Source organism: Pseudomonas sp. Sample_24, assembly GCF_004307605.1.
Classification (GTDB): domain Bacteria; phylum Pseudomonadota; class Gammaproteobacteria; order Pseudomonadales; family Pseudomonadaceae; genus Aquipseudomonas.
The window spans coordinates 48,921-56,157 of record NZ_RCNW01000477.1; the positions used below are offsets into that span (position 1 = coordinate 48,921).

Sequence of the window (7,237 nt, forward strand, 5' to 3'; positions counted from 1 at the left end):
GAGAACAATAAAAATGATCTTCACCCAGGAACACGAAGCACTGCGCCGCACCGTTCGCCAATTCGTCGAACACGAGATCAACCCCCATGTCGAGGAATGGGAAAAAGCCGGGCGTTTTCCGATCCATGAGATATTTCGCAAGGCGGGCGACCTCGGTTTGCTGGGCATTTCCAAACCGGAAAAATTCGGCGGCATGGGCCTGGACTACAGCTATTCGATTGTCGCTGCCGAAGAGTTCGGCACCATTCATTGCGGCGGCATTCCGATGTCCATCGGCGTGCAGACCGACATGTGCACCCCGGCCCTCGCCCGCTTCGGCTCCGATGAACTGCGAGACCAGTTCCTGCGCCCGGCCATCAGCGGCGAGCAGGTCGGTTGCATTGGCGTCTCCGAAGTCGGTGCCGGTTCCGATGTGGCCGGGTTGAAAACCACCGCGCGCAAGGACGGCGACGACTACGTGATCAACGGCAGCAAGATGTGGATCACCAACTCGCCAAGCGCCGATTTCATCTGTTTGTTGGCCAACACTTCGGACGACAAACCGCACATCAACAAGTCGCTGATCATGGTGCCGATGAACACCCCGGGCATCAGCCTCGGTTCACATCTGGACAAGCTCGGCATGCGCAGTTCGGAAACCGCCCAGGTGTTTTTCGACAACGTGCGCGTGCCGCAGCGCAACCGCATCGGCCATGAAGGCGCGGGGTTCATGATGCAGATGCTGCAGTTCCAGGAGGAACGCCTGTTCGGCGCGGCCAACATGATCAAAGGCCTGGAGTACTGCGTCGACAGCACCATCGAGTACTGCAAGGAGCGCAAGACTTTCGGCAATGCGTTGATCGACAACCAGGTCATTCACTTCCGCCTGGCTGAACTGCAAACCGAAATCGAATGCCTGCGTGCGTTGGTCTATCAGGCCACCGAACAGTACATCAAAGGCCAGGACGTCACGCGTCTGGCGTCGATGGCCAAACTCAAGGCCGGTCGGCTGGGCCGCGAGGTCAGCGACAGTTGCCTGCAATACTGGGGCGGCATGGGTTTCATGTGGGACAACCCGGTGGCCCGCGCCTATCGCGATGTGCGCCTGGTGTCGATTGGCGGCGGTGCCGACGAAATCATGCTGGGCATCATCTGCAAACTCATGGGCATCCTGCCGGGGAAAAAGAAATGAGCACCCTGCCCGATTGCCAGACGCTGCTGCTGGAACTGCACAACGGCGTGCTGCACGTCACCCTCAACCGCCCGCAAAGCCGCAATGCCATGAGCTTGCAGATGGTTGCCGAACTGCGCGCGGTGCTGGCGGCGATTCATGATGACCGCACCGTTCGTGCATTGGTCATCGGCGGTGCCGGCGGCCACTTCTGTGCCGGTGGCGACATCAAGGACATGGCCAACGCCCGTACCCAGGGTAGCAGCGCGCACCGCGATTTGAACCGGGTGTTCGGTGCGCTGCTGCAAGAAGTGCAACACGCACCGCAAGTGGTCATTTGCGTATTGCAAGGCGCTGTGCTTGGCGGTGGTTTTGGTCTGGCCTGTGTCAGCGACATCGCCATTACCGAGCATTCAGCGCAATTTGGCCTGCCAGAAACCAGCCTTGGCCTGCTGCCGGCGCAAATCGCACCGTTCGTGGTCCAGCGCATCGGCCTGACCCAGGCCCGGCGCCTGGCACTGACGGCGGCGCGCTTCGATGGCACCCAAGCGCGGCGGATGGGCCTGGTGCACTTTGTCGAGCACGATCCGCAAGCCTTGGCCGAGCGTCTCGATGAGGTGCTGGCGCATGTACTTTGCTGCGCACCGCAAGCCAATGCTGCAACCAAAAAACTGTTGCTGGCCAGTGCCGGACAACCTTCGGACGCGCTGCTCGACCAAGCCGCCGAGTGGTTCAGCGAAGCGGTGACCGGGGCCGAGGGTGTCGAGGGAACCATGGCCTTTGTGCAAAAACGCAAACCGGGGTGGGCCTCCTGAAAAGCATCGCTGGCAAGCCAGCTCCCACAGGGACCTGTGTCGCACACACAACCTGTGAAAGCTGCCACAGGAATCTGTGTCGCACACACAACCTGTGAGAGCTGGCTTGCCAGCGATGAGGCCCGAACAAGCACTGCAAACTCAAGAGAGCTATCCCATGCCCGGATTCAGCAAAATCCTCATCGCCAACCGCGGTGAAATCGCCTGCCGCATCCAACGCACCGCCCAGGCGCTGGGTTATCGCACCGTCGCCGTGTTCAGCGATGCCGATGCCGATGCGCTGCACGTAGAAATGGCTGACGAAGCCGTCAACATCGGTCCGGCCCCGGTGCAACACTCTTATTTGAACATTCCGGCAATCATCGACGCCGCCCGGCGCACCGGCAGCGATGCCATCCATCCCGGCTACGGTTTCCTCTCGGAGAACGCTGGATTCGCCCTCGCCTGCCGGGAGGCCGGCATCACCTTCATCGGTCCCAGCCCCGAAGCGATTGAACTGATGGGCAGCAAACGCCTGTCGAAAATCGCCATGAGCGAAGCGGGTGTGCCCTGCATCAAAGGCTATCAAGGCGCCGCTCAGGATGACGCGACCCTGAGCCGCGAAGCCGAACGCATTGGTTATCCGTTGATGATCAAAGCCAGCGCCGGCGGTGGCGGGCGGGGCATGCGCCTTGTGCATGACAGCCGGGTTTTGCTGGAGCAGATCCGCACGGCACGCTCTGAAGCGTTGAACGGTTTTGGCAACGGTGAACTGATTCTGGAACAGGCGTTGATCGAGCCACGCCATGTCGAGGTGCAGTTGTTCGGCGACCAGCATGGCAACCTGATCTATCTCGGTGAACGGGACTGCTCGATCCAGCGTCGCCATCAGAAGGTCATCGAGGAAGCCCCTTGCCCGGTAATGACTGACGTATTGCGCCAGGCCATGGGAGAAGCGGCGCTCAAGGCCGGGCGGGCCGTGAATTACGTCGGCGCCGGCACGGTAGAGTTCCTGCTCGATGCACGGGGGCAGTTTTACTTTCTGGAAATGAACACCCGCCTGCAAGTGGAACATCCAGTGACGGAGTTGATCACCGGGCTTGATCTGGTGGCCTGGCAACTGAACATTGCCGATGGCCAACCGCTGCCATTGCGTCAGGAGCAAGTACAACTCACCGGCCACGCCATGGAAGTACGTTTGTATGCTGAAGACCCCGCCCAAGGCTTCCTCCCGCAAACCGGACGCATTGCGGGGTGGGAACCCGCTTTGCGCGACGGCGTGCGGGTCGACCACGGTCTGATCGAGGGTCAGAACATCAGCCCCTTCTATGACCCGATGCTGGGCAAAATCATTGCTTACGGCGCCACCCGCGAAGAGGCCCGGCGCAAGCTGCTGCGGGCGGTGCAGGACAGCGTCCTGCTGGGCATGCAAAGCAATCAGCGCCTGCTCGCCAGCCTGTTGCAACATCCGGCATTCATCGCTGGAGAATTCAGCACTGGATTGATCGCCCAAGCGTTTGCCGATCATCCGTGCCTGCAACCCTTTGCGCCCAACCCTGAGCAATTGGCAATCGCCGCCGCCCTGCTCTATCAGGCCTCGGCCGGGACGCACCGTGCCTCATTGGCCGGGTGGCGCAATAACGCCAGCGTGCCGCTGCACTATCGCCTCGGCCTGGAGGATCAGCAATGGTCGGTGGTGTTGAACGCCGGACCGGGAGAGATCTACCGGATTGAAGCCGTCGGCCACTGTCTTGAGGTAAAGCTCATTCACAGCGACGGACGCTGGGCCACGCTGGAAATCGACGGGATCCGTCAACGCCATGCCTATCGCCTTGAGGGCAAACAACTGTGCCTGTTCACCCGCCCCGGCAGCTTGGCGCTGGAGGACCGAACCCAGGCCCGGGTCAGCAGCCAGGCCAACGTCAGTTCAGGCACCCTCAAGGCGCCGATGGACGGCGCGATCGTCGACGTGCTGGTCAGCGAGGGCAGCGCCGTCAGCAAAGGCCAGCTTTTGGTCGTGCTCGAGGCGATGAAAATGGAGCATCCGCTCAAATCCGGCATCGACGGCGTGCTCAAGCGCTTGCAGGTTCGGGTCGGCGACCAGGTGAAAAACCGCCAGATTCTGTTGGAGGTCGAATAAGCCGCTAGGCGGAACCGCCGGGTTTGGCTACGCTCAAAGGCTATCAGGACGCGGATACCAGGAACCCTGCGATGCCTCATTGGCTGGTCATTGATTTGGAAGCCACCACCGACGAGGGTGGTTGGCCCGTTACAGAAATGGAAATCATCGAAATCGGTGCCACCCTGGTGGATCGCAAGGGACGTGAACTGGATCATTTCCAGCGATTTGTCCGCCCAACGCGCCGACCGTTGCTCACGCCATTTTGCCGGGACCTGACGCACATCACCCAAGCCAACATCGATACCGCGCAACCCTTGGGCGATGTCTGGCCCTTGTTCGAGCGTTGGCTCGGCCAACATCACAGCCGCCTCGAAGGCTGGGCCAGTTGGGGCGATTACGATCGCAAGCAATTGCTGCAGGAATGGCAGCGCCTGCAACTCGACAGCGTCTTGAGTCGCATCCAGCACATGAATCTCAAACAACGCTTTGCCAAAGCCCGACGGCTGGAACGTCCGCTGGGCCTCAATGGCGCCTTGCAACTGGCCGGTCTGCAATTTACCGGTCAGCAGCATCGGGCGCTGGAAGACGCTCGCAATACCGCACGACTGCTACCACTGGTTCTACCGCTTTAGACAGGTGACGCCAACAAAGGCCTTGTGCATACTGGCCGGCCATTTTTAGCCCTTTTCGAGGAATCGCCCATGTTTAAAGTCAACGAGTACTTCGACGGCACCGTCAAGTCGATCGCCTTTGGCACCGCTGACGGTCCGGCGACCATCGGCGTCATGGCTCCGGGCGAATACGAATTCGGCACTGCCCAGCGTGAAGTCATGCACGTGGTGTCCGGCGCCCTGACCGTCAAGCTGCCAGACAGCAACGACTGGGAAACCTTCGCCGCCGGCAGCCAGTTCAACGTGCCTGCCAATAGCAAGTTCCAGCTGAAAGTGGCCGTCGACACCGCTTACCTGTGCGAATACCACGGCTGATCCCCTGGGTTTCACAGCGCAAAAAAAATGCCCGCATCCAAGGACGCGGGCATTTTTTTATTCAACGATTTTATTCAAGGATGGTCACCGGCATGCCGACTTCCAGCCGGCCATTACCGTCGTTGACCAGATTTTGCCCGAACATCGCGCCATCCGCTTCAGACCGATATTTTTGCAAAGTGGCGAACGGTTCGCGATCGGCGTTGCGTTCGCCGGTCTGAGGGTCGATGGTGGTCAGGATGCAACGTGAACACGGCTTGACGACACGGAATTCGACTTCACCAATGCGAATACGCTTCCAGCCATCTTCGGCAAACGCATCAGCGCCTTCGATCACCAGATTCGGGCGAAATCTCAGCATTTCCATAGGCCGCCCGACTTTTTCCGACAGATCGTCCAGCGACGCCTGCCCGATCAACAACAACGGAAAGCCATCCGCGAACGCAACCTGATCGTCATCCTTGCCATATCCGGCCTGGGTGGTTCTTGCACGGTCGAGTGGCACTTGCACCAGGCGCGTCGGTTTACCGATAAATTCACTGACCCAGGCACCTGCGGCGTCACCGGCATCGGGCACACGCAGCGTATCGCGCCAGATGGTCACACCGCGCAGTTCGGCTTCGCTGGCGGGCAAGGCGATATCAATCGGCGCATGGCCCGGGGCACTGAGGGTCAAGCCGCCAGCAGTATTCCACAACGCCGACAGCTGACTCATTTTCGCCACCGCTCGCTGGGTCAGGAAACGCCCGCTGGCCTCGTCCACCAGCATCCAGCGTCGATCCCCGTCGAGGCCAAGCTTGTCGAGACCGATCTGTTGCAGGATTTCGCCCTTGCCGGATTTCAACGGATAACGATAAAGCGCACTCAGACGCAGCATGACCAGCTCCCTGATGGACCAAAAACGCCACCCTATACGAGCTTGATCGCCGAATCAAAGGCTGACTCAACGCCAGCCTCATGTGCGAAGGTCAGGCTGGAACGGCGTCGAGCATCAGGCGCTGGCGCACCACGTCGACGAGTTTGTCCGGCTGGAACTTGGAGAGGAAGTTGTCACAGCCGACCTTCTTGACCATCGAATCATTGAAACTGCCGGACAACGACGTGTGCAGCACAACATACAGACCGCGCAAGCGCGGGTCATTGCGAATTTCCGTGGTCAGGCGATAACCGTCCATTTCCGGCATCTCCGCATCGGTAAAGACCATCAGCAATTTGTCGGTCATGTTCACACCCGTATCGGCCCAGGCCTTGAGCATGTTCAGCGCCTTCAAACCGTCGCTGGCGATGTGCATTTTCACCCCTAGCTGACCCAACGTGTCGCGCAGTTGCGCCAGCGCCACATTGGAGTCATCCACCAGCAGTACTTCACGACCACGGGCGCGCTCCAGAACCGGATCATCAAGCTTGTCGCGGGACACCTTGGCGTTATAAGGGACGATTTCGGCCAGGACCTTTTCGACATCAATGATTTCCACCAATTGGTCGTCGACCTTACTGATGGCAGTCAGGTAATGCTGGCGACCGGCGCTGGTCGGCGGCGGCAAAATCGCTTCCCAGTTCATGTTGACGATGCGATCCACACCTCCAACCAGGAATGCCTGCACCGAGCGGTTGTACTCAGTGACGATGATCGTGCTGCCAGGGCCGGGCACCAGTGGACGCATGCCGATCGCCTGGGACAGGTCGATCACTGGCAGAGTCTGGCCACGCAGGTTGACCACACCGCACACAAACGGATGCCGCTGGGGCATCAACGTCAACTTTGGCAATTGCAGGACTTCTTGCACTTTGAACACGTTAATTGCGAACAATTGCCGCCCGGCAAGCCGGAACATCAGAATTTCCAGGCGATTCTCACCCACCAGTTGCGTACGTTGGTCTACCGTATCGAGAATGCCGGCCATCAATCACTCCTGGGCTTGTACTGATGAAATCACTAATAGAGGGTTATCGGCTGTATTTGCCGGACCTTGACCCTGTTCAAAATGCCGCGTCCAAACATTGATGTCACATTAACATCATGCTTTACTGGCGTTGTATTTTCATCTGCTACATTTCCCAGGCGCGACAATAGTTTACGCGTCAGGTTCCGTTGCGTAAGGGATTCCCCTAGCAACAATCAGGTGCAACCTGATATTCGCGATATCCAATAGCCATTAATGTGACGCCATTCTCATTGCATGAA

At 59.3% G+C, this 7,237-nt stretch carries 7 protein-coding genes; 5 read left to right on the forward strand and 2 right to left on the reverse strand.

Annotated elements, in window-relative coordinates; all coding sequences use genetic code 11:
• The first annotated feature begins 13 nt into the window (after positions 1-13).
• From atuD to D8V06_RS27490, 5 genes are all read left to right on the forward strand, one after another.
• A complete protein-coding gene (gene atuD / locus D8V06_RS27470; protein ID WP_130932193.1) occupies positions 14-1,171 on the forward strand; it encodes a citronellyl-CoA dehydrogenase in 1,158 nt (385 codons plus the stop codon).
• Entirely contained in the window at positions 1,168-1,965 is a 798-nt protein-coding gene (locus D8V06_RS27475) for an enoyl-CoA hydratase-related protein (protein ID WP_056856351.1), read from the forward strand. Before atuD ends, D8V06_RS27475 begins: the two co-directional genes overlap by 4 nt.
• 157 nt (positions 1,966-2,122) lie before the next feature.
• Complete coding sequence (locus D8V06_RS27480) at positions 2,123-4,084, forward strand: acetyl/propionyl/methylcrotonyl-CoA carboxylase subunit alpha (RefSeq protein WP_130932194.1); 1,962 nt, start codon at positions 2,123-2,125, stop codon at positions 4,082-4,084.
• A 71-nt stretch (positions 4,085-4,155) separates the two neighbouring features.
• The gene (locus tag D8V06_RS27485) at positions 4,156-4,698 is read left to right on the forward strand and encodes an exonuclease domain-containing protein (protein WP_056856353.1); all 543 of its coding nucleotides are present in this window, start codon (positions 4,156-4,158) and stop codon (positions 4,696-4,698) included.
• A gap of 69 nt (positions 4,699-4,767) precedes the next feature.
• Positions 4,768-5,052, forward strand: a complete 285-nt coding sequence (locus D8V06_RS27490; RefSeq protein ID WP_056856354.1) for a pyrimidine/purine nucleoside phosphorylase — start codon at positions 4,768-4,770, stop codon at positions 5,050-5,052.
• 70 nt (positions 5,053-5,122) lie between these two features.
• Here D8V06_RS27490 and D8V06_RS27495 read toward each other — a convergent pair whose 3' ends face one another.
• Together D8V06_RS27495 and D8V06_RS27500 are read right to left on the reverse strand one after the other, a co-directional pair.
• Positions 5,123-5,929, reverse strand: coding sequence for an MOSC domain-containing protein (locus D8V06_RS27495; RefSeq protein ID WP_130932195.1), 807 nt, complete (start codon positions 5,927-5,929; stop codon positions 5,123-5,125).
• A 91-nt stretch (positions 5,930-6,020) separates the two neighbouring features.
• Positions 6,021-6,956 (reverse strand): chemotaxis protein CheV, encoded by a 936-nt coding sequence (locus tag D8V06_RS27500; RefSeq protein ID WP_056856356.1) that lies wholly within the window; start codon positions 6,954-6,956, stop codon positions 6,021-6,023.
• Positions 6,957-7,237: the final 281 nt, after the last annotated feature.

Coding starts and splice junctions, on each gene's coding strand:
- atuD (WP_130932193.1), top strand. CDS start 14: ATGATCTTCACCCAGGAACACGAAGCACTGCGCCGCACCGTTCGCCAA.
- D8V06_RS27475 (WP_056856351.1), top strand. CDS start 1,168: ATGAGCACCCTGCCCGATTGCCAGACGCTGCTGCTGGAACTGCACAAC.
- D8V06_RS27480 (WP_130932194.1), top strand. CDS start 2,123: ATGCCCGGATTCAGCAAAATCCTCATCGCCAACCGCGGTGAAATCGCC.
- D8V06_RS27485 (WP_056856353.1), top strand. CDS start 4,156: ATGCCTCATTGGCTGGTCATTGATTTGGAAGCCACCACCGACGAGGGT.
- D8V06_RS27490 (WP_056856354.1), top strand. CDS start 4,768: ATGTTTAAAGTCAACGAGTACTTCGACGGCACCGTCAAGTCGATCGCC.
- D8V06_RS27495 (WP_130932195.1), bottom strand. CDS start 5,929: ATGCTGCGTCTGAGTGCGCTTTATCGTTATCCGTTGAAATCCGGCAAG.
- D8V06_RS27500 (WP_056856356.1), bottom strand. CDS start 6,956: ATGGCCGGCATTCTCGATACGGTAGACCAACGTACGCAACTGGTGGGT.